The organism is Streptomyces sp. NPDC107498, assembly GCF_055582805.1.
The window spans coordinates 72,934-96,730 of sequence record NZ_JBVJPE010000026.1; the positions used below are offsets into that span (position 1 = coordinate 72,934).

At 72.4% G+C, this 23,797-nt stretch carries 20 protein-coding genes; 5 read left to right on the plus strand and 15 right to left on the minus strand.

Annotation, left to right across the window (positions count from 1 at the left end):
* Positions 1 to 7: 7 nt before the first annotated feature.
* The 13 genes from ACZ66Z_RS32185 to gvpO all read right to left on the minus strand — a co-directional run bounded on the left by ACZ66Z_RS32185 (position 8) and on the right by gvpO (position 17,998).
* A complete protein-coding gene (locus ACZ66Z_RS32185) occupies positions 8 to 1,522 on the minus strand; it encodes an ACP S-malonyltransferase (RefSeq protein WP_469939119.1) in 1,515 nt (504 codons plus the stop codon).
* 52 nt (positions 1,523 to 1,574) lie between these two features.
* On the minus strand, positions 1,575 to 2,768 hold the full coding sequence (locus ACZ66Z_RS32190) for a cytochrome P450 (protein ID WP_469939120.1): 1,194 nt from the start codon (positions 2,766 to 2,768) through the stop codon (positions 1,575 to 1,577).
* Complete coding sequence (locus tag ACZ66Z_RS32195) at positions 2,765 to 4,486, minus strand: thioester reductase domain-containing protein (protein WP_469939122.1); 1,722 nt, start codon at positions 4,484 to 4,486, stop codon at positions 2,765 to 2,767. Before ACZ66Z_RS32195 ends, ACZ66Z_RS32190 begins: the two co-directional genes overlap by 4 nt.
* Positions 4,483 to 12,603, minus strand: coding sequence for an amino acid adenylation domain-containing protein (locus ACZ66Z_RS32200; protein ID WP_469939123.1), 8,121 nt, complete (start codon positions 12,601 to 12,603; stop codon positions 4,483 to 4,485). Before ACZ66Z_RS32200 ends, ACZ66Z_RS32195 begins: the two co-directional genes overlap by 4 nt.
* A 570-nt stretch (positions 12,604 to 13,173) precedes the next feature.
* Positions 13,174 to 13,665 (minus strand): STAS domain-containing protein, encoded by a 492-nt coding sequence (locus ACZ66Z_RS32205; protein ID WP_469939125.1) that lies wholly within the window; start codon positions 13,663 to 13,665, stop codon positions 13,174 to 13,176.
* 313 nt (positions 13,666 to 13,978) lie between these two features.
* Positions 13,979 to 14,365, minus strand: coding sequence for a gas vesicle protein K (locus ACZ66Z_RS32210; protein ID WP_469939127.1), 387 nt, complete (start codon positions 14,363 to 14,365; stop codon positions 13,979 to 13,981).
* Positions 14,355 to 14,597: a gas vesicle protein gene (locus ACZ66Z_RS32215; RefSeq protein ID WP_469939128.1), complete on the minus strand. Its 243-nt coding sequence runs from the start codon at positions 14,595 to 14,597 to the stop codon at positions 14,355 to 14,357. Before ACZ66Z_RS32215 ends, ACZ66Z_RS32210 begins: the two co-directional genes overlap by 11 nt.
* Positions 14,584 to 15,546: a GvpL/GvpF family gas vesicle protein gene (locus ACZ66Z_RS32220; protein ID WP_469939130.1), complete on the minus strand. Its 963-nt coding sequence runs from the start codon at positions 15,544 to 15,546 to the stop codon at positions 14,584 to 14,586. Before ACZ66Z_RS32220 ends, ACZ66Z_RS32215 begins: the two co-directional genes overlap by 14 nt.
* The gene (locus ACZ66Z_RS32225) at positions 15,543 to 16,028 is read right to left on the minus strand and encodes a gas vesicle protein (protein ID WP_469939131.1); all 486 of its coding nucleotides are present in this window, start codon (positions 16,026 to 16,028) and stop codon (positions 15,543 to 15,545) included. Before ACZ66Z_RS32225 ends, ACZ66Z_RS32220 begins: the two co-directional genes overlap by 4 nt.
* 94 nt (positions 16,029 to 16,122) lie before the next feature.
* Complete coding sequence (locus ACZ66Z_RS32230; RefSeq protein ID WP_469939132.1) at positions 16,123 to 16,371, minus strand: gas vesicle protein GvpG; 249 nt, start codon at positions 16,369 to 16,371, stop codon at positions 16,123 to 16,125.
* 71 nt (positions 16,372 to 16,442) lie between these two features.
* Complete coding sequence (locus tag ACZ66Z_RS32235) at positions 16,443 to 17,156, minus strand: GvpL/GvpF family gas vesicle protein (RefSeq protein WP_469939134.1); 714 nt, start codon at positions 17,154 to 17,156, stop codon at positions 16,443 to 16,445.
* Positions 17,157 to 17,158: 2 nt separating this feature from the next.
* Positions 17,159 to 17,605, minus strand: a complete 447-nt coding sequence (gvpJ, locus tag ACZ66Z_RS32240; protein ID WP_469939135.1) for a gas vesicle protein GvpJ — start codon at positions 17,603 to 17,605, stop codon at positions 17,159 to 17,161.
* A 27-nt stretch (positions 17,606 to 17,632) separates the two neighbouring features.
* Positions 17,633 to 17,998 carry a gas vesicle protein GvpO gene (gene gvpO / locus ACZ66Z_RS32245; RefSeq protein ID WP_469939137.1) on the minus strand — a complete coding sequence of 122 codons (366 nt, stop codon included), beginning with the start codon at positions 17,996 to 17,998 and terminating at the stop codon, positions 17,633 to 17,635.
* 200 nt (positions 17,999 to 18,198) lie between these two features.
* Between gvpO and ACZ66Z_RS32250 the strand changes: the two genes are divergently transcribed.
* Together ACZ66Z_RS32250 and ACZ66Z_RS32255 are read left to right on the plus strand one after the other, a co-directional pair.
* Positions 18,199 to 19,254, plus strand: a complete 1,056-nt coding sequence (locus ACZ66Z_RS32250; protein WP_469939138.1) for a histone protein — start codon at positions 18,199 to 18,201, stop codon at positions 19,252 to 19,254.
* 4 nt (positions 19,255 to 19,258) lie between these two features.
* Positions 19,259 to 20,344, plus strand: a complete 1,086-nt coding sequence (locus ACZ66Z_RS32255; protein WP_469939139.1) for an SRPBCC family protein — start codon at positions 19,259 to 19,261, stop codon at positions 20,342 to 20,344.
* A 109-nt stretch (positions 20,345 to 20,453) separates the two neighbouring features.
* Here ACZ66Z_RS32255 and ACZ66Z_RS32260 read toward each other — a convergent pair whose 3' ends face one another.
* Positions 20,454 to 20,627, minus strand: a complete 174-nt coding sequence (locus tag ACZ66Z_RS32260; RefSeq protein ID WP_469939141.1) for a CsbD family protein — start codon at positions 20,625 to 20,627, stop codon at positions 20,454 to 20,456.
* 93 nt (positions 20,628 to 20,720) lie between these two features.
* Positions 20,721 to 20,987 carry a GlsB/YeaQ/YmgE family stress response membrane protein gene (locus ACZ66Z_RS32265; RefSeq protein WP_469939142.1) on the minus strand — a complete coding sequence of 89 codons (267 nt, stop codon included), beginning with the start codon at positions 20,985 to 20,987 and terminating at the stop codon, positions 20,721 to 20,723.
* A 196-nt stretch (positions 20,988 to 21,183) separates the two neighbouring features.
* Between ACZ66Z_RS32265 and ACZ66Z_RS32270 the strand changes: the two genes are divergently transcribed.
* The 3 genes from ACZ66Z_RS32270 (at position 21,184) to ACZ66Z_RS32280 (ending at position 23,710) form a co-directional block, all read left to right on the plus strand.
* Positions 21,184 to 21,876, plus strand: a complete 693-nt coding sequence (locus tag ACZ66Z_RS32270; protein ID WP_469939144.1) for a VanZ family protein — start codon at positions 21,184 to 21,186, stop codon at positions 21,874 to 21,876.
* A gap of 66 nt (positions 21,877 to 21,942) precedes the next feature.
* Positions 21,943 to 22,638, plus strand: a complete 696-nt coding sequence (locus tag ACZ66Z_RS32275; RefSeq protein ID WP_469939145.1) for a response regulator transcription factor — start codon at positions 21,943 to 21,945, stop codon at positions 22,636 to 22,638.
* A complete protein-coding gene (locus ACZ66Z_RS32280; protein ID WP_469939147.1) occupies positions 22,631 to 23,710 on the plus strand; it encodes a sensor histidine kinase in 1,080 nt (359 codons plus the stop codon). Before ACZ66Z_RS32275 ends, ACZ66Z_RS32280 begins: the two co-directional genes overlap by 8 nt.
* Positions 23,711 to 23,797: the final 87 nt, after the last annotated feature.

Below are 23,797 nucleotides of genomic sequence, written 5' to 3' on the forward strand. Positions count from 1 at the left end.
TCCTGGGTCAGCGCGCGGAGGGGTGGGCGGCGGTGATGAGGTCGGCCAGGTCGGCGAGGGTGGGCTGGGCCACGAAACGGCCGTCCACGGCCGACTCCCCCAGACCGAAGTGCGCCGACACCTTCCCCAGCATCTCCGCCCGCTTCAGCGAATCGATCCCGAGATCCGCCTCCAGATCCGCGTCCCCCGTGATCACCTCCACCGGATAACCCAGCGCCGACGCGTACAACTCCCGCAACTCCTCCAGCACATCCACGGCGACGGGCACCGCGAGGGGCACCCCGGCCGCCGGAGCCGCGCCCCGGGCCTCGGCGACGAGGCCGGCCAGATCGGCGAGGGTGGGCTGGGCCACGAAACGGCCGTCCACGGCCGACTCCCCCAGACCGAAGTGCGCCGACACCTTCCCCAGCATCTCCGCCCGCTTCAGCGAATCGATCCCGAGATCCGCCTCCAGATCCGCGTCCCCCGTGATCACCTCCACCGGATAACCCAGCGCCGACGCGTACAACTCCCGCAACTCCTCCAGCACATCCACGGCGACGGGCACCGCGAGGGGCACCCCGGCCGCCGGAGCGGACTCCGCCGGTGCGACGACCGGCGCCGTGCCGGTGGCGCGCGACCGGCCCGTGTGGCGGGTGTCGACCTCCGGCACGGTGCGCCGCACGAGGCCGGAGAGGCCGGCCCTGCCGCACTCGACGAAGCGTCGCGCGCCCTCGGCGTGGAGTTCGCGCACGGCGGCCATGAACCGCACCGGTGCGGTGAGCTGCCGGACGAGCAGCGCCTTGAGGTCGGTGTCGTCGTCGAGGTGGCCGCCGGCCACCGGTGAGTACACCGCCGTCCGCAGCGGGTGCTGCCGGATGCCGGTGATCGCCTCGTCGAAGGCGTGGGCGGCGAGGGACAGCATCGGGCTGTGGAAGGGGAACGGCGCGTGGAGCCGGGTGGCCCGGACGCCCAGCACGCCGGCGAGCCGTGCGACGGCGTCGACCGCTTCGTCGGGCCCCGAGACCACCGTCTGGCGCGGCGCGTTGGCGACGGCCACGGCCAGTCGCCGGTCGGCGACGGCACCCACCAGGTGGGCCGCGCGGGCGGCCGGCAGTTCCAGGGCGACCATGCCGCCGTCCGCCGGGCAGTGCGCGAGGAGCGCCTCCGAGCGGTGGCACACCAGCCGTGCCCCGTCGGCCGGATCGAACGCCCCGGCCACCGTCAGCGCGGCGATCTCGCCCATGCTGTGGCCGACCACGACGTCCGGCGCCTCCTGCCGCAGTGCGACGCGGAAGCTGCCGACGGCCGCGGTGAACACGGCGAGTTGCAGGGCGAAGGAGTCCGCGTGCACCAGGTCCGCCGCGGACGGCGCGTCGGGGCGCGTCAGCAGGTGCGAGACGCCGTCGCGCCCGAACTCGGCCGCGATCCGGTCGGCCGTGTCGAGGACCTCCCGGACCTCGGACGAACCGTCGTCGGCGAAGAGTCCCGGGGTGTAACCCCCTTGTCCGGGCAGGAGGAAGACCGTTTCAACCGCCATCATGCGTCCTTTGCGTCCTTCGTGGAGTGGGTGACCTTGCGTGGGTGCGCCGGGGTCACCAGGTGACGGGCAGTCCGCGGACTCCGTAGAGCACCATGTCGTGCCGGAACGGCAGGTCCTCCAGGCGGCCGGCGAGCTTGAGCGTGGGCAGCCGGTCGAAGAGGCCGGCGAACACGGTGCTCAGCTCCACCCGGGCGAGCGTCAGTCCGATGCACTTGTGGAAGCCGTGGCCGAACGCGACGTGCGCCTGCGGGTCCTTGCGGTGGATGTCGAAGGTGTCGGGCGCCTCGAAGACCGCCGCGTCGCGGTTGGCGGCGTTGATCATCACCAGGACGCCGTCCCCCGCCCGGATCTCCTGGCCCCCGACGGCGAGGTCCTCCGTGGCGGCGCGGGGCAGTCCCGCGTGGTTGATGGAGAGGTAGCGGAGGAGTTCCTCGATGGCCTGGGGGTAGAGCGACGGGTCGGCCTTGAGGTCGTCGAGCTGCTCGGGGTGTTCGAGCAGCGTGGCGGTGCCCAGGCCGATCATCTGGGCCATGGTGTCGTAGCCGGAGAGCATCAACAGGGCGGCCAGGCCGACGAACTCGTCGTGGCTGAGCCTGCCGGCCTCCTCCTGGGCCACCAGGCGGCCGAGCATGTCGTCGGTCGGCCGCTCCTTGCGGGCCCTGACCACGCCGTCGAAGTACGCCATGAGCTCGCGGGCGGCGCCTTCGGCCTGTTCGGGCGTGCTGCTGCGGTCGAGGATCGTGTCCGTGAGGGTCACGAAGACCGTGTGGTCCTCGTAGGGGACGTCGAGCAGTTCGCACATGACGGTGGCCGCCATGGGGAGGGCGAGTCGGGTGACGAGGTCGGCGGTGTTCCCCTGCCGCACCAGGTCGTCGAGGAGCGCGTCGAGGATGGCCTTCATCCTGGGCCGCTTCGCCTCCATCTGGCTGATGAGGAACTCGCGGGTGACCAGGCGGCGCAGCCGTGTGTGGTCCGGTGCGTCCTGGTTGAGGAAGAAGCCGGGCGGGAGCGGGGTGTCGCCGGAGATGTAGGAGGGGTAGCCGGGGGTCTTCGGGTCCGAGCTGAACCGGGTGTCGGTGAGCACGGCGCGTGCGTCCGCGTGTCGGGTCACCACCCAGACGGCCTCGCCGCGGGGCGTCCGCACCCGGAAGACCGGCTGTTCGGCGCTGAGTTCGCGGTACTGGGGCGGCGGGTCCAGCGGGTGCCGGCGCGGCATCGGGAAGGCGGGTGCGGCAGGAGCGGTCATCGGGCAACTCCACTCGGGGTCTGGGGGCGGGCGGCGCCACCGGGAGGGGCGGGCAGGTAGCCCGACGAGACGAAGTAGTCGAGGTAGAGGTCGAGGAGCGCGCGGTCGACCGCTCGGCACTCGATGCCCGAACCGTCGAGCGCGGCGCGCAGGTTGTCGGTGCGGAAGTCCGGCCTGCTGCCCGGGTAGCCCACTTCCTCGGCGGGCTGGTCGGCGCCGAACAGCGGCAGGTACGGGGCGAGTTCGTTCTCCTCGCCGCGCTCGACGGCGGCGGCGAGCTCGCGGTACCAGTCCCGGTAGTCCAGCCGGCGCAGCGGATAGCCGTACGCCACGATCAGCTCGAAGATCTCGTTCATGCTGACGGACCCGGCGCCGGGGACGTTGAAGACGGCCTCGGTACGGCCTCCGGAGAGCGCGGTGTGCACGACGGCGGCCGCGCAGAAGTCCACGGGTACGAGGTCGAGGAGCAGGTCGTAGTCGAGGTGGGCGCCGAGCTGGACGCAGCCCTTGATCAGGTGGTTGATGAAGGTGTCGGAGGAGCAGGCGCCGGTGGTCTGGGATCCCGTGATGGCGCCGAGGCGGTAGACGTGGGTGGGCACGCCGCGGTCCCGGGCCTGGAGCATCAGGCTGTCCGCGACCCACTTCGACTGCCGGTAGCCGCCGACGACGTGGTCGGCCTCGGTGAGCCGGGTCTCGGCCCAGCTGCGTTCGCCCTCGTGGCCCGGGTACACGCCGATCGTGGAGACGAAGTGGACGGCCTTGACGCGCTTGCGGCAGGCGAGCCGCAGCACCTCCAGGGCGCCGAAGACGTTGACGGGCTTGATCTTGGCGTAGGGGACGATCCAGCTGGAGATCGCCGCGTTGTGGACGATCAGTTCCACCTCCGCGGCCAGCCGGTGGTGGAGCTCCTTGGTCAGCCCGAGGTAGGGCCGGCCGGTGTCCCCCGGGACGCCGACGACGCGTTCCTCGTCCCCGTCCCGCAGCAGTCCGTACTCGGCCAGGTTGCGGCGCACCCGCTCGCCGGCCTGGTCGGGGCCGTCGGCGCGCACCAGGACGTGCACCGTCGCGGCCGAGCGGTCGAGGAGCTCGCGGAGCAGGAAGGCGCCGGTGTATCCGGTGCCGCCGGTGAGCAGGACCGTGCGGTACGGGCCCGTCGACGCCGGTACGGCTCCTTCCTCGGGGACGACGTCCGCCGGGAGCACGGCGTCGGCCGTCATCGCCTCGCTCGCGACGCCCCGGGGGTTGCCGGCGCCGGTCACCGTCGGGTCGGCCTGGGAGCTGACCATCCGGGCCAGTCGGGCGACGGTGGGGTCCTCGAACATCCGCCGCAGGTCGAGGCGTACGTCGTAGGCCTCCCGTACCTGGGCGGTCATCTGGAGCACCGTCAGGGAGTCGCCGCCCAGGTCGAAGAAGCTGGTCTCGACGCCGACCTTCGACAGGCCGAGCAGGTCCTGCCAGATCCGGGCCAGTTGCGTCTCGACCGGTGTGCGGGGCGCGACGTAGGCGGCTTCGGGGGTCTCCTCGGCCGTCAGCGGGGGCAGGCTCCCCCGGTCCACCTTGCCGTTGGGCAGTTTCGGCAGTTCCGGCAGCACGACGAAGTGCGCCGGGACCATGGCGTCCGGGAGGTGCGTCCTCGCGTAGGCGCGCAGGGAGGAGCGCAGTCCGGCCGCCCAGGCCGAGGTGAGCGGGTCGTTGGCGAGTGGTCGGGTCGGGCTCATGCCTTGTCCTCAGCGTCGTCGTGGGCGGGGACCGGCTTGTCGAAGACCGCGTCGAAGGCGACGAGGCGGCCGTCCCGGGGCACCAGGACCCTGACGTGTCGTCCTCGCTCGGCGGCCAGGTCGAACAGTTCCTCCGGGTGGACGCCGGCTTCGTCGTCCAGGTCCCACAGCAGCCGTTCCAGGTCCCAGGCGGTGGCCGTGCCGTCGGTCTCCTCCAGGGCGCGCGCCGCGGCCGTGATCCGCAGCAGTCTCCGGTTGGGGATGCCGGTCACCGTCAGGCCCCCGGTGCTGTCGGTCAGCCGCCGCCTGAGGCCGCCGACGCCGCCGAGGCCGTCCCAGGGGAGGCCCGGCTCGGGTGCGGCGGGCGCGGTCCGGTCGCCGACGAGCAGGGTCACGTCGTAGCGGAAGAGGGAGAGCTCGTTGTCGGCGCGCCCCCGCTTCAGCTCGACGCGGACCTCGGCCACCCCGTCGAGTTCGGTGGCCAGTCGGTGGAAGAAGGCCGGGGACAGGCACAGTTCCCGTTCCTCCTGGAGCCGGCGGGAGACCGCGGACCGGAGCTCCTCGACCGTCTGGAGCGGTCCGGCCCGGTGCAGCGTCACGGCCGTCTGGAACTCGGGCAGCGTCTCGACCGAGCGGACGTCGCCGACGAAGACCGCGCCTCCCGGCCGTACGGCGCGCACCGCGTCGACGAGCACGGTGCGCAGGTAGTCCGTGCCGGGGAAGTACTGCGCGACCGAGTTGATCACCACCGTGTCCAGGCTTCCCGGCGCGAGGCGTGCCAGGTACTCGGGGCCGGACCGTTCCAGGTGCACGTGGCCGGGGAGCGGTCGTCCCAGGGAGCCGGCCGCGGCGGTGAGCGCGGCGGGCGAGACGTCCACGCCGTGGTACTCGGCGACCCGGTCGGCCAGGTTCCGGAGGACGAGCCCGACGCCGACGCCGATGTCGGCGACCGCGGTGGGCTCGAGCGCGCGGATCCGGTCGACCGTGTGTGCCAGCCACTCCCGCATCTCGGGGACGGGGATGGGCTCGCCGGTGTAGCTGCTGAGCCAGCCGGCGAACTCGCTCCCGTCCCGCGGGGTGGCGTCCGTCGCGGTGTAGGCGCTCTCCCAGACCTCGCCCCAGCGCCGGACGTGGGCGTCCTGGACCGAGGCGTCGGACAGGGAGTCCGCCGGGGACACGTAGGCGACGAGCTCGGTGCCGTGGGCCCCTTCGATCGCGGTGACGGCGACGGCGTCGAGCTGCGCGTGGCGCGAGAGGACGCTCTCGACCTCGTCGGGCTCGACGCGGTGGCCGAGGATCTTCACCTGTCGGTCGATGCGGCCCAGGAACTCCAGGCTGCCGTCGGCGCGCCGGCGCACGCGGTCGCCGGTCCGGTAGTACCGGCCGGTGCCCTCCGCGCCGGTGACGAACCGCTCGGCGGTGAGCTCCGGGCGGCCGAGGTACCCGGCGGCGACGCCGTCTCCGCCGATCCACAGTTCGCCGGAGACGCCGACGGGGAGCGGCCGGCCGCGGCCGTCGACCACGCGCACCTCGGTGTTGGCGATCGGCCGGCCGATGGGGATGGTGTCGGCCGTCGCGTCCTGTCGGGCGTCCAGGTCGTGGACCGTCGACCAGACGGTCGTCTCGGTGGGGCCGTACATGTTGCGGATCCGGACGTCGGGCAGGGCCTGGAGCAGTCGCCGCGCGAGGCCCGAGGGGAAGGCCTCGCCGCCGATCAGCAGGGTGCGCAGGCCCCGCAGGGCGTCCAGGGCTTCGGGTTCCGCGGCGACGGCGGTGAACAGCGAGGGGGTGCCCTGGACGAGGGTGACCCGGTGCCGTTCGCAGAGCGCGGCGAAGGAGTGGGCGCCCTCGGCGACCTCGGTGGCGTGGGCGTCGCGGAGGCGGTCGACCCAGGTGAGGCCCTCCAGGACAGCCTGCGCCTCGACGCCGAAGTCGACCAGGCAGGCGATCTCGTCGACGCCGGCGGAGGCCAGCGCACGGACGAGTTCGGCGCAGGTGTCGGGGGAGCCGAACAGGCCGGAGGTCTCGAAGTAGCGGTTGATCGCCATGTCGATCACGGCGTCGATCTGCTCCTCGGCACCCATCTCCGGGAGGTCCTGTCCGGTGGAGGCGAAGAGCGTGCGCCACAGCTCGGTCGAGCTGCGGAGGTAGTCGCGGAAGGGTTCCCGCGCCTGCTGCCTGGCCCGCTCCGTGTCGTCCGACATGAAGGTGTGCACCATCACGGTGACCTGTCCGGGGCCCTCGTGCCCGGCGGCCTCCCTGGCCTGCCGGTAGGCCTTGATCTTCTCCGCGAGGTCGTCGGGGCTCTGGCCGAAGAGGTGGGTGAGCAGGTTCGCGCCGGAGGCGCCGGCCTTCTCGAAGGTCTGCACGGTGCCGACGGAGGTGAGCCAGATCGGCGGCTCGTCCTGGACGGGCCGGGGGAAGATCCGTACGTCGACGGGTTCGCCGCTGCCGCCGACGCGCCGCACCGGCTCTCCGCGCCACAGCCGGCGGAACTCCTCCAGTTGTTCGGTCATCCGCTCCTTGCGCGGGGCGAAGTTCTCCGGCCGCAGCACGAAGTCGTTGGAGTTCCAGCCCGCGGCGAACGCCAGGCCGACCCGGCCGTCCGAGAGGTTGTCGACGAGCGACCACTCCTCGGCGATGCGCACCGCGTCGTGCAGCGGGGAGACCACGCTGCCGCAGCGCAGGGCGATCCGCTCGGTGATGGTGGCCAGCGCGGCCGACATCACGGAGGGGTTGGGGTAGAGGCCGCCGAACCGGTGGAAGTGCCGCTCGGGCGTCCACACGGCCTCGAACCCGTGGGTGTCGGCGTACCGGGCCGCGTCGAGGACCAGCTGGTAGCCCTCGCGGTGGGACTCGCCCGCGGAGGCGGCGAAGAAGAAGAGGCTGAATCCGAGGGGCCGCTCCCGTGACTCCGAGCGCGGCACCAGGTTGCCGATGACGCGTTCTCCCGCGACGACGACCTTGGCGCCGTGGGTGAGGGGCCACAGCAGTTCGAGGACCGAGATGTCGAAGGAGACGCTGGTGACGGCGAGGACGACGTCCTCGGCGCCGCAGCCGACGCGCTCGTCCATGCCGGTGAAGAAGTTGACGGCGTTGCGGTGCCGGAGGGCGGTGCCCTTGGGCTTGCCGGTCGAGCCCGAGGTGTAGATCACGTACGCCGTGTCGTCACCGGAGACCTCGACGTCCGGCGCCGTCGAGGGCGACCGCTCGATGGTCCCGGCGTCCGCGACGACGTCGACCACGTGCGGCGCGGTGATCCCGTCGGGTGTGCCGGGGCCCTTGAGCAGGCAGCCGATGCCGGCGTCGGTGGCGATGTCCGTCAGGCGTCCGCCGGGGAACGACGGGTCCATCGGCACGTACGCGGCGCCGCTCTTGAGCACCGCGAGGAGGGCGACGACGAGGTCGGCGCCCCGGCGCAGGCTCACGCCGACCAGGTCTCCGCGTCCGACGCCCCGGTCCCGCAGGTGGTGCGCGAGGCGGTTCGCCCGTGCGTCCAGCTCGGCGTAGCCCAGCTCGTCGAAGCGGTGCGCGACCGCGATCGCGTCGGGGCGGGCCAGGGCCTGCCGCTCGAACCGTCCGTGCACGGTGTCGTCGGGGTCGTACGCGACGGCGGTGTCGTTCCACGCGGCCAGCAGGGCGTGCTCGGCGGGGGCCATGAGGTCGACGGCGGTGAGCCGCTCCTCCGGCTGCCGGGCGACGGCGGCGAGGGCACGTTCGTAGTAGCCGGTCAGCCGCGAGCAGAACTCCTCGGGGAGGACGGCCAGGTCGCAGTCGAGCCAGAGCTGCAGGCTGCCCCGTTCGGGGTCGATCAGGAAGTTGACGGCCAGCGGGTAGTTGGTCTCCGCGACGCCCGCCGTGACGGTCATGAGGGCGTCCGCCGAGCGGTGCCGGTCGCGGTGGAAGTCCATGAAGTTGACGTAGCTGTCCAGCCTCAGGCCTTCGCCGACGTCGTGCTGCATCTGCGCGAAGGGGTAGCGGCGGTGGCGCGCGGAGCGCCGCTCGTGGTCGAAGACCCGGCGTGCGGTGTCGAGGAGGGTGGTGGAGGACAGGTCCAGGCGCAGCGGGAGCGTGTTGAGGAAGACGCCGATCGTCTCGTCGCCGCCCTCCTCCTCCAGCCGGGCGTTGGCGACGACGCCGGTGAGCACGTCGTCGTCGCCCCCGACCAGTCGCAGGACGGCGAGGTGCGCGGTGGTGAGGAGGGACTTCAGCGGCAGTCCTTCGCGGCCGGCGAGGGTCCGCAGCGCCCTGGCCACCTCGTCGCCCACGGGCACGTCGTACCGGTGGTTGGCGGCCGGTCGCGAGCCGTCGGGGCGGTCCTGTCCGGTGGGGCCGTGGGGCGCCAGACGGGTGGGTTCGGCTCCTCGCAGGAGTCCGGTCCAGTAGGCGCGCGCCTCCTCGTCCGCCAGCGTCCGGCGCTCGGCGGCCACGAAGTCCCGGTAGGTCGAGCGGACCGGCGGCAGGTCCAGTTCCTCGCCGGCGAGGCGCGCCCGGTAGTGGTCGACCACCTCTTCGAGCATGCGCATGTCGCTCCACCCGTCGAGGACGACGTGGTGCTCGATCACGGACAGCTCGAACCCCTCCGGGCCGCACGGATGCGTCACGAACTTGAGCAGGGGCGCGACCTCGGGGTCGAAGCGGGTGGACTTGGCCTGCTCGACCCAGTCCGCCACGGCCCGTGAGCGGGCCTCCTCGTCCAGGCCGTCGAGGTCGCGGCCGGTCTCCAGGGGGATCTCGACCCGGCTGTGCACGAGCTGGAGGGGCTCGGAGAAGCGGGCCAGGTCGAAGGAGCAGCGCAGGGACGGGTGCCGGGCGGCGGTGTCGTCGATCGCGGCCCGCAGGGCCTCGGGGTCGAGGCGGGTCGCCACCCGGACGCTGGTCACGACCCGGTACACCGAGGAGTCCTCGGCGTAGGCCGCGTGGTAGAGCATGCCCGCCTGCATGGCGCTGAGCGGGTAGGCGTCGTCGAGGCCGTCCGGCAGCAGTGACCGGTCCTCCGCGGACAGCAGCCCGAACGGCGTCCGCTCGGCGGAGTCCTCCCGTCGCGCCAGCGGCTTGACGAGACGGGCGAGTTCGCGGATCGACGGCCCCTGGAGCAGGTCGGCGACGTCGAAGGTGCGGTCGCCCCGCTCGACCTCCGCCCGGACCCGGATGGCGTGCATGGAGTCGCCGCCCAGGGCGAAGAACGAGTCGTCCACGCCGATGTCGTCGGTGTCCAGGACGGTGCGCCACGCCCGGTGGAGCAGTCGTTCCTCGGCGGTCTCCGGAGGCGTCACGGTGCGCGCGGTCCGCGTCCGCGGCACCGGAAGCGCCTTGCGGTCCAGTTTGCCGTTGGAGAGCAGGGGCAGGGCGTCGAGGGTGACGAAGTGGGCGGGGACCATGTGGGCGGGCAGGCGCTCCCGCAGCCAGGCCGGGAGTTCCGCCGGGTCCGGTGCGGCGCCGGCGGGCACGACGTGGGCGATGAGCCGGGGCTGCCCGTCGTCGCCGGGCGGCGCCGTCACCACGGCCTGCTCGACGGCCGGGTGGCCGAGCAGCACGGACTCGATCTCGCCGGGCTCGATGCGGAAGCCGTGCACCTTGACCTGGTGGTCGAGCCGGCCCCGGTAGAGGGCGACCCCGTCCTCGCGGAGGACGGCCAGGTCTCCGGTCCGGTACAGCCTGCCGGGACCGAAGGGGTTGTCGACGAAGCTCGCCGCGGTGAGTTCCGGGCGGTTGAGGTATCCGGTGGCGACCTGGACGCCGCCGATGTGCAGCTCGCCGGCGGTGCCGGGCGGCAGCGGACGTCCTTCCCGGTCCAGTACGTACAGGCTGGTGTTGGCCACCGGCCGGCCGATGGGCACGGGCCCGTGGGCGTCCTCCGGGGTACATCGCCAGTGGGTGACGTCGATGGACGCCTCGGTCGGGCCGTAGAGGTTGTGCAGTTCGACGTCCGCGCCGTACCGCTCGAAGAACCGGCCCACGGTCTCGGGGCGGAGGGCCTCGCCACTGCAGACGACACGACGCAGGGTCGGCAGGTCCCGGCTCGTGGGCTCCGCCAGGAAGAGGTCGAGCATCGAGGGGACGAAGTGCGCCGTGGTGACCCGGTGTCGACGGACGGCGTCCGCGAGGGCGCGGGGGTCGCGCTGGGCACCGGGGGCCGCGAGGTGCAGCACGGCGCCGGTGAGCAGCGGCCAGAAGAACTCCCAGACGGAGACGTCGAAGGTGAAGGGCGTCTTCTGCAGGACGCGGTCGTCCGCGCCGAGGCCGTACTCCTCCTGCATCCACAGGAGCCGGTTGACCACGCCCCGGTGCGGCACGGCGACGCCCTTGGGCCTGCCGGTCGATCCCGAGGTGTAGATGACGTACGCGGTGTCCTCGGGGGTGGCCGTGGAGCGGAGCGGGCCGGGCCCGGTCGGCGGGAGCGGGAGCCGGTCGACGGCGATGGTCTCGGCGCCGGTGCCGGCGAGCCGCCCGGCGAGGTCCGATCGGGTCAGGACGACACGCGCCCCGGAGTCCTCGATCTGGAACGCCACCCGCGAGGTGGGGAGTTCGGGGTCCAGCGGCACGTAGGCCGCTCCGGACATCAGCACCGCGAGCAGTTCCACCACCAGGTCGAGCGAGCGCTCGTCGTACACGCCCACGACCTGGCCCGCCGTCACCCCGTCGGCGCGGAGCCGGGTGGCGAGGCCGCGGGCGCGGCCGATGAGTTCGCGGTAGGTGAGCGAGCCGTCCTCGGTCTCGGCGGCGAGGGCGTCGGGGGTCCGTTCGGCCTGCTCCTCGATCAGTTCGTGGAGCGGCCGGGTCAGGTCGTACTCCCGTGCGTGGGCGTCGGATTCGGCCTCCACGCGGGACCGCTCGGCGGCGGTCAGTACGTCCGTCTCCCCCAGGGTCAGCCGTTCGTCCGCCCGGGCGAGGGCGTCCAGGAAGGCGGCGAACCGGTCGCGGTGGGCGGCCACGGTCGCGGCGTCGTGCAGTTCGGGAGCGGGGTCGAACGACAGGAGGAGGTCCGCGCCGTCGGCACCGCCGAAGAACTCGATCGAGAGGTCGCGCACGGGCCCCGAGGACACCTGGCGGACCGTTCCGTCGAGGTCGCCGAAGCGCAACCGCCCGTCGAACGACACGACGTTCACGACGACGCCCGAGGGTTCCTCGGCGGCGCCGGCCCGCCTGAGCTCCCGCTGCAGGGCCTCGCCCCGGAACCGCTGGTGCGCCAGCACCTCGCTCGCCCGGTCGGAGACGTGCCGCACGAGGTCGCGGAACGTCATGTCGGAGCGTACGGACAGCCGCAACGGCAGCACGTTGGCGAGCATGCCCGGCGTGGTCAGGGCGGTGCGCGTGGTCCGGGCCCGCACGGGCAGGCCGAGGACGATCTCGTCCTGTCGGGTGATCCGGTGGAGGTACGCCGCCGTCGCCGCCAGCACGACGACCGACCACGGCGTCCCGTACCGGGCGGCCGTCTCGTCGATCCGCGCGACCCGCACCGGGGGCTGGAAACGTTCGGCGGGCCGGGACGTTCCGGCCGCTCCGTCGCTCAGGCTGATGCGGTCGGGCCACTCGGCCGTGCCGCTCAGCCAGTGGGCGCGGTCGCTCTCGTGCTCCGGCGACGTGCGGTACGCGGCTTCCTCGTCGAGCAGGTCGCGCAGGGTGCCGGCGCTCTTCGCGCGGACCGGCGTCCCCTGGTCCAGCGCCGTGTAGATCTGCGCCAGTCGGCGCCAGTAGAGGACCTGACCGTATCCGTCCAGCACGATGTGGTGGTAGCGGAGGTGGAAGAGGAAGTGGTCCGGGGCCAGTCGGAGCAGGGTGTGGGTGAACAGCGCGTCCCGCGCGAGGTCGACCGGAGTGGCCAGGTCCGCCCGTATCCACTCCTCCGCGGTGGCGAACGGATCGCTCTCCGCGGTGAGATCCCTGACGTGCAGCGTGGCGTCGACATCGGTCGGCCACTGCCACGGGCGGCCCTTTTCATCAGCAACGAACCGGACGCGTAAGGCTTCGGTCTCGTCGACGGCCCGCCGCACCGATTCGGCCAGGTGCCGCTCGTCCAGCCGCCCCCGGATCTCGACGTATCCCCCGCAGTTGTGGCGGGCGCCGCCGGAGTCCATCTGATGGGCGATCCACACTTCGTGTTGCGCGGTGGACACGGGTAAGCGCCCGGCGAAGCTCTTCACGAGTCACTCCATCTTTCGGTCCCAAGAAGGCACGCGCGACTCCCGCCCGCCCCGGCGCGTGACGGCATGGGGCAGGACGGGCGGGAGGTGGCGCGTGCTGAGTGCTTGCAGCCTGTGTGGAGACGGTGGCGGGGCGACCGCCCTCGGCGGGCCGCGGGGGCCCGGGACGGCCGCTACATGCGACGTCGGGCGGAGGAGGCCGAACCGTGCCAGCTGCGCGTGACCATGGACATCCCCCGTATGCGCCGACCGAACGGCGCTCCCCGTTGGCCCGGAGTCCGAGACGCCGGGCGGAACAGCACGTCCGAGGGCCCCCTCTCGGGTGACCCCCGTCGCATGACCGGACCCCAGCCAGCCATAGAGCACAGACCGTGTCAAGCCGTCGCAGTCGCGAAGCGCCGTCGGCCGACCGCGGCATTTACCCATCGCTCAGGGGGAGTTGACCATTCCATGGCCGAAGGGCCGCCCGTGGCGGGAAGCGTCCTCGACGGGCGATCACCCCGTGAACACGGGATCGCACAGCGGGTGACGTTAAAGCTTGCGTCAAGCGGTGCCGGTCGTGGAGGCGTCCGGAGACACCGCGGTCGGCGGCTCGGCGTCGGGCGCGGGGTCGCCGTCGCCGTCCAGGGTGATGCGGAAGAGGCGATAGGTGCCCGTCAGCTCGAACAGCCGGCGGATCTGGCCGGGCAGCGGCCCGACGAGGACCAGCCGGGAGGGCTCGTGGTGCGCCCGGACGAGTTCGTGCAGGAACGCGCAGTCACCGAAGGCGACGTCGGCGAGGTCGAGCAGGATGCGCTCGGCGCGGGCCCCCCGGGCGTCGGACAGTGCGTCGCGCAGGCAGTCGACGGTGTCGACGTCGAATTCGCCGCTCACGGTGAGCAGCCACGTGGCCGACGAGCCGGTGTGCTCACGCCGCACCTGGGCGTGGCCGGATTTCGCCCTGTAGACCGGACGGGGGCGGCCGCCGCCCACCGTGGGGACCGCGCCCGGGTCGGGGGCGTTCCGCCCGGATCCGGTCTTCCGGTCGCCGGTCATGGAACTCACCGCCTTCGGATCGGCAGGCAGGATCGACGGGGTCGGGGGAAAGGAGAGGGAGCGTCGTCGGGAGGCGGCGGCAGACCGGCGAACAGGCCCGGGGAACCGTCCGACTCGTCCGCGGCGCACACTGCTCCGACACCCATCCATTATGGACCGTAATTCCGGTTTCGCCATGCCTGATTCCGCCTTCGCCCGCACCACTTCGGGCAGGAAGGTGCCGAATGGCCATGGAGAGCAGGAGGCTTGCTCGGAGCACCGCCCCTGCGAGGTCCTCCGGGCGGGGCTCCGCAACGCGGCTTCTGCGCGTGCTTCAGGACTCGGGGGGCGGGAGCAGGGGGCCGAGGGGGCCGAGGTCGAGGTTGAGGTCGTCCAGGCTGAAGCCGTGCTGGGCGCACAGTTCGGTCATGCGGTCGTGGAGGGCCAGCAGGGTCGCGCCGAGTTCCTCCTCCTGACCCTCGGTGAGGCCCCCGGCGTCGACCCGGCGCAGGGCTTGGCGTTCGATGAGCTGGCGGAGGAGTTCGACCACGGTCAGGACCAGTTTGACCAGGTCCTCCTCGACCGTGTCCGAGCCGGTGCGGATCCGCCGCGCGGGCGGCTGCCGGGCGGCGTCGGTGTCGGCCGGCAGGGCGGGCAGGAGTCGTACGGCGTCGGCCATCGCCTCTCCGACGGCCCGCACGTCCGGGTTCTCACGGTCCATCGGGCCCACCCCCGCCCCGCCCCACCGGGCGCGGGACGCCGATGTCGCCGACGGATTCGGTGACGGAGCTGACGAGGGCGCGGAGGGAGATCCGCACGAGGTCGATGTCCGCGATCGACAGGACGATGTCGCCGGTGATGACGACGCCTCCGGCGAGCAGCCGGTCGAGGAGGTCGACGAGTGCGACCTGCCGGCCCGGCAGGGCGGGGCCGTCGCGGTCAGCGGGGCGCATGGCCGGGACCGGGTGGCGGGGGCTCGGGGGCCGGGGACCCGGGGGCCGCCGGTTCGAAGCTCGGGGGGCCGGGCGGCGGGGGCTCGGGGGCCGGGGATTCGGGGGCCGGGGAATCGGAGGCCGGGTGTTCGGGAGCCGGGGGGAGGGCCGTGAACGAGTACGGGGCCCAGGGGCCGGTCGTTTCGAGCAGGATTCCGGGGAGGTCCTCCGCCGCGGCCTGGACCGCCCTGCGGAAGGCGTCGGCTTCGGCGTCGGGCACCAGGAAGGCGGCGTTGACCACGTTCTCCCCGACCGAGGCCGCGGCCAGCGGGCCGCTCTGCGGTGGATGGGCGACGTGCTCGGCCGCGTGCCGCCGGGCGATCTCGGTGATCCGGTCGGCCGCCGTCCTGGCCTGCCGGTAGTGGTCCTCGTGGGCGTCGCGCTGCGCTCGGCGGGCCTGCAGGTAGGCCTTGCCGGGACCGGCGGACGGCGCGGACGGCGCGGACGGCGCGGCCGTCCCGGTGTCCGGGCCGGTGGCGGGGCGTACGTAGACCTTGACGCCGTACTCGGTGTGGGCGGCGAGCCGGGCCAGCTGGGTGGCGAACTCCTGGCTCTGGGACTGCAGGGCCCGCATGGCGCGGGTGTGGTCCTGGTAGAGGGTGGCCATGCGCAGGGGCAGGACGGTGGTGCGGGCGGCGAGGGCCTCGATGACGCGGTGGTGGGCGCGCGCGGTCTCCTCCAGCCAGCGCAGGTCCTCGAAGCGGGCGGGGAGCACCTCTTCCGCGAAGTCGGCGCGGGGGACGTCGCTGACGGCGAAGGCGACCGGCCCGGTGGCATCGGGGACGGGGGCGAGGAGGGCGACCCGGCTGCCGGCCACCCCGGTCAGGGTGGGCAGGACGTCGCCGAGGGCGGGTGTCGGGGGCGTGACGGCGTAGACGTAGGTGAGCGTCGCCGTGGCGGGTCCGTTCATGTCCCGGACCTCCGCTTCGTCGCGCGGCGGGCCGGCCGTGCCCCGTCCTCGGCCCCCTCCGCCTCCTCCTCGGTGCCGACCTCGTCGGGGGCCGCACCGGACCCGGCCGTGAGACCCTCACGGCGCAGCCGCGCGATCTCCTCCCGCAGACGCCGGTTCTCGGCGGCGAGCGAGGTGTCGTCGTCCTGGCGGGAGGCGTCGAGGCGGGACGAATCCTGGCGGGAGGCGCGGGAGGAGAGCGACGGGTCGTGCTCCCACCAGTCGATGCCCATCTCCTTGGCCTTGTCCACGGAGGCGATCAGGATGCGCAGCTTGATGGTGAGGAGTTCGATGTCGAGCAGGTTGATGCGGATGTCGCCGGCGATGACGATGCCCTTGTCCAGGACCCGTTCGAGGATGTCGGCGAGACTGCTGGCGGAGCTCGGCGGATAACCGGCCATCGGCGGATCGGCGCCGAACCTGCGGGCGAGGGGGTCGGTCACGAAGGTTCGCCTCCCATTGTCTGCCGTCGCCCCGCCCCTCGGGCCGGTCCTGCCGGACGGCCGCGGTCACGGAACTCGAATCGGGGCAGCCCGGTCAGGGGCCGCCCCTGCGGTACCTGTCGATCTCCTCGAGACGGTCGATCAGCAGGTCTTCCTCACGGTCGAAGGTCTCCTCGTCGATCTCGCCCGCCGTCAGTCGGCGTTCCAGCTCGGCGAGCCGGGCCATGATCGGAGCCGGGTCGTAGTACTCGGCCTCCGCCTTCTCCGCGACGCGCTGGGCGGCCCACACCGCGGTGCGGACCGGGGCCAGCGGCAGGGTGACGAGTTTCCCCAGCAGGCCCATCGCGCTCCTTCCTCCACCCCCTCCGACCGGCCGTCGGCGGGCCCCACGACACGGAGCCCTACCGGCGGGCCCTACGACACGAAGCTGTAAGGGGGCAGCGGCCCGGTCAGCCGGACCTCGACGCCGTCGCCGCGGTCCCCCGTCCGTTCGTCGAGGGCCTTCAGTGCCTCTTCGTCGTCCCGCCCCACGAGCAGGGACAGGGCGAGGAAGTCGTCGCCCCCGACGGGGTGGACGACGTGCTCCCGCCCCAGTGGCGCCAGGGAACCGACGAGCGTCTCGGCCGCGTTCGCGCGGCGCTGCTCGACCTCTTCGGAGACCATGCGTCCCAGCTCCACGGGCAGCCGGGGGTCCTCGGAGCCCTGGCGGATCTCGTCGTTGAGCCGACGCGCCTCGGGCAGGTCCTCGAGGATCTCCCGGAGCATGAGGTCCTGCGCCCGGGAGGCCTTCACGTGGTACTCGGCGCAGTCGGCGACGCGCTCCAGCACCGCGCGGTAGAAGTCCTCCTTCTCGTCGAGCGCCCGCAGGACGGCCTCGTCGTCGGGGGCGGTGTAGCCGAACCGCAGCGGCAGCGGGGTGCCGTCCTCCATCAGACGCTCCTGGACCGCCTGGTGGGCGGCCACGTCCCGCCGCTTCGGCCGGATCTCCCCCTCGATGTCGCTCACCACGGCGCGCAGTGCCTCCGTGGACAGGACCCGTACCGCCGCTCCCTCGGATCCGACCCCCGTCATGCCCTCGATCCGGCAGGGGTGGTCGCGCGTTGTCACCGCGTAGACGTAGACGGCCATGGTCATTCCCTCTCGCGCCGCGCCGTCCGCCGCTCCGGCTTCCGGCGTCGAGGAGCCTCCTGCTCCTCCTCCTCGTCGTCCTCTCCGCCGCCGGACAGCGTCTCGGTGACGGCCTGCATCGCGCCGCTGAGAGCGCCCTTGGTCTTGCCCCGGCTGCCGCCCTCGACCATCTTGTCCATCATCTCCGGCAGCTGGGTGGGCGCCTTGCGGCCGGATTCCAGGTCGAGGCGGTTGCACGCCTCCGCGAAGCGGAGGTACGTGTCGACGCTGGCCACGACCACCCGGACGTCGATCTTGAGGATCTCGATTCCGACCAGGGAGACGCGTACGAACGCGTCGATGACCAGCCCGCGGTCGAGGATGAGCTCCAGGACGTCGTAGAGGCTGCCCGTACCGCCTTGGCCGCCGCGAGCGGGACCTCCGCTCGCTCCCTGCGGCATCACCGTCATGACGTTTCCCTTCGCGGTCCGGCCGCCTCAGCGGCCGGACCGGTCGATCGTGCCCCGGCTGTACCGCCGAGTGCGTTCGTAGGAGATCAGCTCGCCGGAGGCGTCCAGCTCGACCCGGTAGCTGCCCATGACGCTGGTGGTCTCCGGGACGCGTTCGAGCTCGACCACCTCCACCACCGCTTCCCAGCCCTCGTCCGTGGGCCTCAGGGAGGACACCGACTCCGGGCTCCTGCCGAGCAGCTCCGACAGTTGCTCGGCCGCGGCCCGCATCGCCGCCGCCGCGCCCTGCCTGCGGGAGCCGGCCGACTTGCGCGCGGGCCGGGCGGACCGCTGCGTTTCGTCGTCGTCCCGTGCGGGACGGCGTCGGCGGCGCTCTGGTTCCGGTGTGGTCATCTGATTCCTTAGTGGACCGAACTTCCCTTGCCCCACGCGTCTCCCCCCGGAGATCCTTCCCCATTCCAACCAAAGAGAACTTTCTGCACATATCCCCGCATATCCGGAGCCTCGTCGAGCACCCACCAGATGAGGCCCCGAGCGTCGGGGTCGGCCGTCACTTGACGTAGGCCACCCATCACCCGGGAAGGACGAGGCTGATGGAGGACACGACCAAGATCGCCCTGGCAGCCGCCGTTGCAGGAGGCTATGTACTAGGGCGGGCGAAGAAGGGCCGCATGGCCCTGTCGCTCGCGACCTACATCGCGGGCCGCAAACTCGATCTCCAGCCGGGGCAGCTCATGACCCAGGGGCTGCGGAAACTCGGGGAGATGCCCCAGACCGCCGAGCTCGGCCAGCAGCTCCGGGGCGAAGCCCTCCAGGCCGGCCGCAAGGCCCTCAAGGCGGCCGCCGACCGCCAGCTCTCCGGCCTGGCCGACTCCATCCATCAGCGCACGCTCGACCTCGGTCACCGCGGCAAGGAGCCCGAGGAGGAGGACGAGGGATACGACGAGGACGAGGCGGACGAGGCGTACGAGGACGAGGACCTCGGCGACGAGCCCTACGAGGACGAGGAAGAGGGCGAGGAAGAGGAGGACGAGGAAGCGGGCCCGCGCGAGGCACGGGGAGAAGAGGAGGAAGAGGAAGAGGAAGAGGAACCCTACGACGAGGAGGAGCCCGAGGAGGAGGAAGAAGAGGACCAGGGGCCCGAGGACGAGGAGGACCGGGGGCCGGAGGACGAGGCGGAGGGACCGGAGGACGAGGACGAGGAGGACGAGCAGGAGGACGAGACGCCCCCGAGGCGGTCCCGTCGCGGGAGCTCACGGACCTCCACGGCGGGCCGCAGCGCTTCCGCCCGCGGCTCCTCGCCCCGTAAGAGCGCCGCGAAGAAGCCGGAGCCGGCCGCCAAGAAGTCCACGTCGGCCGGGAGCCGGGGCACGGCGAAGAAGAGCGCGCCGGCGAAGAAGGCCACGACCGGGCGCGGAGGCTCCGCGGCCAAGAAGGCGCCGGCGAAGAAGGCACCGGCGAAGAAGACCGCCTCGTCCGGAAGCCGTGCCGCGGCGAAGAAGACCACGTCGTCCCGGCCCCCCGCCAAGAAGGCGGCGGCGAAGAAGACCCCGGCGAAGAAGACCACCGCGAGCAAGTCCGCGGGCGGCAGCGCCAGGAAGACCACGTCGGCGAAGAAGACGGCGCGCAAGCCGTCTACGCGGAGGTAGCGCCATGGCCACCGATCACGCACGCTCGGAGTCGAGTTCCTCCTCCCCCGTGGACCAGCTGTTCGGCGAAGTCGGCGATTACCTGCGGGCACAGGCGGACCGCCTGGCCGACAAGGCCGTGGACAAGGTGGGGGACCTCACCGACCAGCTCACCGACGTGGCGGAGAACGGGGGATCGCTCGCCAACATCGGCGGCCGTCTCCTCAAGGGCGACTCGCCCCTGAAGGCCGTCGCGGGCAGTACGTTCGACAACGTCAAGGACAAGGTCAAGGACCTCGGCAGCGGGCTGACCGGCAAGGGCAAGTCCCGCAAGAGCGGGTCCAAACCGACGCACATCTGCGAGTCGATCGACATCGGTGTCCCGCTGCGCACCGCGTACGACCACTGGACGCAGTACGAGGAGTTCAGCACGTTCGCCAAGGGGGTGCGCAGCGTCTCCCAGGGCGACGACATCTCCTCCGACTGGAAGGTCAAGGTCGGCCCCTCCACCCGCAGCTGGAAGGCCAGCGTCCAGGAGCAGGTGCCGGACGAACGCATCATGTGGAGCTCCGACGGCGCCAAGGGCACCACGCGTGGATGCGTCAGCTTCCACGAACTGGCCCCGTCCCTCACCCGCGTGCTCGTGATCGTCGAGTACTACCCCTCCGGGCTCTTCGAGAAGACGGGCAACATCTGGCGCGCCCAGGGAAGGCGGCTGCGCCTGGACCTCAAGCACTTCGCCCGTCACGTGACCCTCGCCAACGACGAGGCGGACGGCTGGCGGGGCGAGATCCGCGACGGCGAGGTGGTCCGCAGCCACGAGGAGGTCGTCGAGGAGGAGGAGCAGGAGCAGGAGGAGTCCTCGCAGGAACAGCCGGAAGGGAACGAGGAGGATGAGGACCAGGAGTACGACGAGGAGGAGGACGGCGAGCAGGAAGGGAACGACGGCGAGGCCGAGGACGAGGACGAGGGCGAGGGCGAGTACCAGGACGAGGACGAGGACGAAGGGGAGTACGAGGACGAAGACGAGGACGTAGACGGCGAAGAGGACGGCGACTGGGAGGAGGAGGACGAGGAGGAGGCTCGCCCCGGCCGCCGATCGAGGCGCTGAGGAAGCCGAGGAAGGGGATGAGGACAAGGACACGCAGGAGGCTATCGTCCCTCGAGGACGACAGCCTCCTGTGTGCTTCACCGGCTTCATGACTCCATGGGCCGGGCATTCAGTGCTTCAACGTGTCCTTGGCCTTCTGCCCGGCCTGTTTGGCGTCCGCGGCCGACTGCTCGGCCTTTCCCTTGGCCTCGAGGCTCTCGTTGCCGACGGCCTTGCCGGTGGTCTCCTTGACCTTGCCCTTCATTTCCTTGCCTGCGTTCTTGGCCTTCTTTCCCGTGGCCATTCCCGTTCACCTCCGCACTCTTGCGACCTCTTGTCGACTTCCCCGAGTCGGAACGCCCCGGAGGCGATCACGTCTCCGCCCCCACGAAGGTCCTCACGAATGCCTTCTGCCGACCACGAGCCGGTAGAGGAGCAGGAGGATGACGGATCCGACGATGGCGGCGATCCACGTGGAGAGCTCGAAGAAGCCGTCGAGGGAGTCGACACCGAAAATGACCTTTCCGAGCCATCCTCCCAGGAGAGCGCCGGCGATTCCGATCAGTATCGTCACGATGCAGCCGCCGGGGTCCCGGCCCGGCATCAAGGCTTTCGCGATGATTCCGGCGAGCAGGCCCAGCAGAATCCAACCGATGATTCCCATGGGGTTCCTCTTGTCAGGGCACCAATCTTCTGTAATCCATCTGCGCAGCACAGCCGACGCCAAACATGGAAGGCACATAAATCTGAAGCGTCAACGAGCGCCGAAGTGCCAGGTGGCGGCGGTGCTCGTGCGTGTATCGCGGGCGTACCGAAAATCGCATACGCCCCCGCAACCGGCCGCCGTCTCCCATGGGGGCATGAACCACGACGCGCCCCCGCCCGCACCGCCCCGCCGCACGCGCGGGGCCGTGCTCCTCGGCCTGGCGGCCCTCGGCACGGCGGGCGCCTTGTTCGTCGTGCGGAAGCCGCTCATGATGTCCGCTCCGACGTGCCTGGCCGGGCGGTGGCACGGTTGCCTGGACACGTTCAACGGCGTCGTGCTCGTCACCCTGGCCGCGCTGCCCCTGGCCGCCCTGGTGGTGTGGGCCCTGGCGCGCCGTCGGCGGGCCGCCGGTGTCGCGGGGGCGTGGCGGATGTCGCTGGCCGAGGTGGGGACGGTGCACGGGACGGCGCCGTTCCTGTGGATGACCATGATGCCGGGCGCCGGGGCCGGCACCGTCCCCGGCCGGGTGAGCCTGGTGCCGCTGCGTGACCTGGTCACGATGGGTCCGCTCGGGATCGCGGGCAACCTGCTGGTCTTCGCGTCCCTGGGGTTCTTCGCGCCGGTGCGGTCCGGGGCGGTGGCGTCCGTACCGAGGATCCTGGCGGTCGGGGCGGGCTGTTCGGTCCTGGTCGAGACCGCGCAGTACGTCCTGCGGCTCGACCGGGTGTCCTCCGTGGACGACGTCCTGGTCAACGCCGCCGGCGCCGTGCTGGCCGCACTGGCGTCGCGCCGCTGGTGGCGCGCTCCGGCGGAGCGGCCTCGTCCCGCTCCGACGCCGGCGGGCTGAGCCGCGCCCCGGGAGGGCCGCCTCCGCATGCGCGGGCGATACGGAGGCGGTCCTAGGCTTCGGCCCATGCGTGTACTGATCGTGGAGGACGAGCCCTATCTGGCCGAGGCCGTACGGGACGGTCTGCGGCTGGAGGCAATCGCCGCCGACATCGCGGGCGACGGCGACTCCGCCCTGGAGCTGCTCGGCGTCCATTCGTACGACCTCGCGGTCCTCGACCGGGACGTCCCCGGCCCCTCCGGCGACGAGGTCGCCCGGCACATCGTCGCCTCCGGCAGCGGCATCCCGATCCTCATGCTCACCGCCGCCGACCGCATCGACGACAAGGCCTCCGGTTTCGAGCTCGGCGCCGACGACTACCTCACCAAACCGTTCGAGCTGCGGGAGCTCGTCCTGCGGCTGCGGGCGCTCGACCGCAGGCGCGCGTACGCCCGGCCCCCGGTCCGCGAGATCGCGGGTCTGCGCGTCGACCCGTTCCGCCGGGAGGTCTTCCGCGACGGGCGCTACGTCGCGCTCACCCGCAAGCAGTTCGCCGTGCTGGAGGTCCTCGTCGCCGCCGAAGGCGGGGTCGTCGGCGCCGAGGAGCTGCTGGAGCGGGCCTGGGACGAGCACGCCGATCCCTTCACCAACGCCGTCCGCATCACCGTCTCCGCCCTGCGCAAGCGGCTCGGCGAACCGTGGGCCATCGCCACCGTGCCGGGCGTCGGCTACCGCATCGACGTCGGTCCCGACGCCCCCGGCCGCGGGGGCGCGCATGTCTAGACGCCCGGGGCTCAGCGTCCGGCTGAGGCTCACCCTCAGCTACGCCGGGTTCCTCGCCGTCGCGGGCGCGCTCCTGCTGGCCGTGGTGTGGGGGTTCCTGCTGCGTTACGTACCGGACAACGCCCAGGGCCTTCTCGGGGTCTCGCCCAACCGTTACCTCCTCGTGCGCACCTTCGGCCCCGCCGCGGCGGTGGCGATGGCCTTCCTGCTGGTCTTCGGTCTGGTCGGGGGGTGGGTCCTCGCCGGCCGGATGCTCGCGCCGCTCACCAGGATCACGGCCGCGACACGGGCCGCCGGGAGCGGTTCGCTGTCCCACCGGATCCGCATGGAGGGGCGCCGGGACGAGTTCCGCGAACTCGCCGACGCCTTCGACACCATGCTCGGGCGGCTGGAGTCGCACGTCGCCGAGCAGCAGAGGTTCGCCGCGAACGCCTCCCACGAACTGCGCACCCCCCTGGCCGTCTCGCAGGCGCTGCTCGACGTCGCCCGCAGGGACCCCACGCGGGACCGGGACGAGCTCCTGGCGCGGCTGCGGGCCGTCAACACCCGGGCGATCGGCCTCACCGAGGCCCTCCTCGTGCTCAGCCGCAGCGACCGGGGTGCCTTCGGCCGCGAGGGCGTCGACCTGTCCCTCGTCGCCGAGGAGGCCGTCGAAACCCTGCTCCCCCTCGCCGAACAGCGCGGGATCACGCTCGACGTCACCGGCGGAGCGGCCCGGACCGGCGGCTCCGCGGAGCTCCTGCTGCGGATGGTGACGAACCTCGTCCAGAACGCCGTCGTGCACAACCTCCCCGTCGGCGGCACCGTGACCGTCCACACCGGGACGCGGGACGGGGCGAGCGTGGTGCGGGTCGAGAACACGGGCCGCCCGCTCCCGCCGGACCTGGTGCCGACCCTCACCGAGCCCTTCCGGCGCGGGACGGAACGGGTGCGCACCGACGAGCACGCGGGCGTCGGCCTGGGCCTGGCCATCGTGCACAGCATCGTCCGCGCCCACGAGGGGACCCTCGACCTCGTCCCCCGTCCCGCCGGCGGTCTCGTCGTCACGGTCCGGCTCCGGGACACCGTCTAGGCCGTTTCCTTCGGATCATCTCGCCGACCAGATGAAGATGGCGGCGATGTGGAGTCCGGCGAGGTAGATGGTGGCGGTCTTGTCGTA

Excerpts from the sequence above, each read along its gene's own strand:
- ACZ66Z_RS32220 (WP_469939130.1), bottom strand. The coding sequence starts at position 15,546 with ATGAACGGACCCGCCACGGCGACGCTCACCTACGTCTACGCCGTCACG.
- ACZ66Z_RS32255 (WP_469939139.1), top strand. The coding sequence starts at position 19,259 with ATGGCCACCGATCACGCACGCTCGGAGTCGAGTTCCTCCTCCCCCGTG.
- ACZ66Z_RS32230 (WP_469939132.1), bottom strand. The coding sequence starts at position 16,371 with ATGGGCCTGCTGGGGAAACTCGTCACCCTGCCGCTGGCCCCGGTCCGC.
- ACZ66Z_RS32190 (WP_469939120.1), bottom strand. The coding sequence starts at position 2,768 with ATGACCGCTCCTGCCGCACCCGCCTTCCCGATGCCGCGCCGGCACCCG.
- gvpJ (WP_469939135.1), bottom strand. The coding sequence starts at position 17,605 with ATGACGGTGATGCCGCAGGGAGCGAGCGGAGGTCCCGCTCGCGGCGGC.
- gvpO (WP_469939137.1), bottom strand. The coding sequence starts at position 17,998 with ATGACCACACCGGAACCAGAGCGCCGCCGACGCCGTCCCGCACGGGAC.
- ACZ66Z_RS32185 (WP_469939119.1), bottom strand. The coding sequence starts at position 1,522 with ATGATGGCGGTTGAAACGGTCTTCCTCCTGCCCGGACAAGGGGGTTAC.
- ACZ66Z_RS32260 (WP_469939141.1), bottom strand. The coding sequence starts at position 20,627 with ATGGCCACGGGAAAGAAGGCCAAGAACGCAGGCAAGGAAATGAAGGGC.
- ACZ66Z_RS32195 (WP_469939122.1), bottom strand. The coding sequence starts at position 4,486 with ATGAGCCCGACCCGACCACTCGCCAACGACCCGCTCACCTCGGCCTGG.
- ACZ66Z_RS32270 (WP_469939144.1), top strand. The coding sequence starts at position 21,184 with ATGAACCACGACGCGCCCCCGCCCGCACCGCCCCGCCGCACGCGCGGG.
- ACZ66Z_RS32275 (WP_469939145.1), top strand. The coding sequence starts at position 21,943 with ATGCGTGTACTGATCGTGGAGGACGAGCCCTATCTGGCCGAGGCCGTA.
- ACZ66Z_RS32235 (WP_469939134.1), bottom strand. The coding sequence starts at position 17,156 with ATGGCCGTCTACGTCTACGCGGTGACAACGCGCGACCACCCCTGCCGG.
- ACZ66Z_RS32280 (WP_469939147.1), top strand. The coding sequence starts at position 22,631 with ATGTCTAGACGCCCGGGGCTCAGCGTCCGGCTGAGGCTCACCCTCAGC.
- ACZ66Z_RS32215 (WP_469939128.1), bottom strand. The coding sequence starts at position 14,597 with ATGCGCCCCGCTGACCGCGACGGCCCCGCCCTGCCGGGCCGGCAGGTC.
- ACZ66Z_RS32210 (WP_469939127.1), bottom strand. The coding sequence starts at position 14,365 with ATGGACCGTGAGAACCCGGACGTGCGGGCCGTCGGAGAGGCGATGGCC.
- ACZ66Z_RS32250 (WP_469939138.1), top strand. The coding sequence starts at position 18,199 with ATGGAGGACACGACCAAGATCGCCCTGGCAGCCGCCGTTGCAGGAGGC.
- ACZ66Z_RS32265 (WP_469939142.1), bottom strand. The coding sequence starts at position 20,987 with ATGGGAATCATCGGTTGGATTCTGCTGGGCCTGCTCGCCGGAATCATC.
- ACZ66Z_RS32205 (WP_469939125.1), bottom strand. The coding sequence starts at position 13,665 with ATGACCGGCGACCGGAAGACCGGATCCGGGCGGAACGCCCCCGACCCG.